General features: G+C 66.4%; 1 protein-coding gene. It reads right to left on the bottom strand.

The features are described from left to right. Positions 1-1,529, bottom strand: a 1,529-nt coding sequence (locus tag AC3FNH_RS32465; protein ID WP_488722996.1) for a carboxyl transferase domain-containing protein, incomplete at both ends; no start/stop codon positions are given.

The raw sequence follows: 1,529 nt of genomic DNA, 5'->3' as shown, positions 1-1,529 counted from the left end.
CCCAGCACCGTGCGCGTCTGCGCCGGGTCGATCACGCCGTCGTCCCACAGCCGCGCGCTCGCGTAGTACGGGTGGCCCTGGTGCTCGTACTGGTCGCGGATCGGCTGCTTGAACGCCTCTTCTTCCTCCACGCTCCACTTGCCGCCTTTCGCCTCGATGCCGTCGCGGCGCACCGTCGCCAGCACGCTCGCGGCCTGTTCGCCACCCATCACCGAGATACGAGCATTCGGCCACATCCACAGGAAGCGCGGCGAATACGCGCGGCCGCACATGCCGTAGTTGCCGGCACCGAACGAGCCGCCGATGATCACCGTGAACTTCGGCACCTGTGCGGTCGCCACGGCCGTCACCATCTTGGCGCCGTTGCGCGCGATGCCCTCGTTCTCGTACTTGCGGCCCACCATGAAGCCGGTGATGTTCTGCAGGAACACCAGCGGGATCTTGCGCTGGCAGCACAGCTCGATGAAGTGCGCGCCCTTGAGCGCCGACTCCGAGAACAGGATGCCGTTGTTGGCGACGATGCCGACCGGGTAACCCCAGATGCGCGCAAAACCGCATACCAGCGTGGTGCCGTAGCGCGCCTTGAACTCGTCGAACTCGGAGCCGTCGACGATGCGCGAGATCACCTCACGCACATCGAACGGCTTGCGCGTGTCGGTCGGGATCACGCCATACAGTTCCTCGACCGGATACAGCGGCTCGGCCGGCGCGTGCAGGCGGATCTGGTCGGGCTTGCGCCGGTTCAGGTGCTGCACGATGTTCCGGGCCAGCGACAGCGCGTGATGGTCGTTCTGCGCGAAGTAGTCCGCCACGCCAGACAGCCGCGTATGCACGTCGGCACCGCCGAGATCCTCGGCGCTGACCTCTTCACCGGTGGCCGCCTTCACCAGCGGCGGGCCGCCGAGGAAGATGGTGCCCTGATTCTTGACGATGATCGATTCGTCGCTCATCGCCGGCACATAGGCGCCGCCGGCCGTGCAAGAACCCATCACCACGGCGATCTGCGGGATGCCCTGCTTGGACAGGTTGGCCTGGTTGTAGAAGATGCGGCCGAAATGGTCGCGGTCGGGAAACACGTCGTCCTGGTTCGGCAGGTTGGCACCGCCGGAGTCGACCAGGTAGATGCACGGCAGGTTGTTCTGCTCGGCGATCTCCTGCGCGCGCACATGCTTCTTGACCGTCATCGGGTAGTAGGTGCCGCCCTTCACGGTCGCGTCGTTGCAGACGATCACGCATTCCTGCCCGGCCACGCGGCCGATGCCGGTGATGATGCCGGCGCCCGGCGCGGCATTGTCGTACATGTCATACGCGGCGAGCTGCGACAGCTCCAGGAACGGGGTGCCCGGGTCCAGCAGTTGCTGCACGCGGTCACGCGGCAGCAGCTTGCCGCGCGACAGGTGCTTGTCGCGCGCGGCATCGCCGCCGCCTTCGGCCAGCTTCGCCACCTTGGCCTTGAGGTCGGCCACCAGCGCCTGCATGGCTTCGGCGTTGGCCTTGAACGCTTCGGAGCGTGCGTTGAGTTTGGTTTC

The organism is Cupriavidus sp. 22TCCZM01-5 (assembly GCF_057798915.1).
This window is presented reverse-complemented; position numbering and strand designations above follow the sequence as displayed.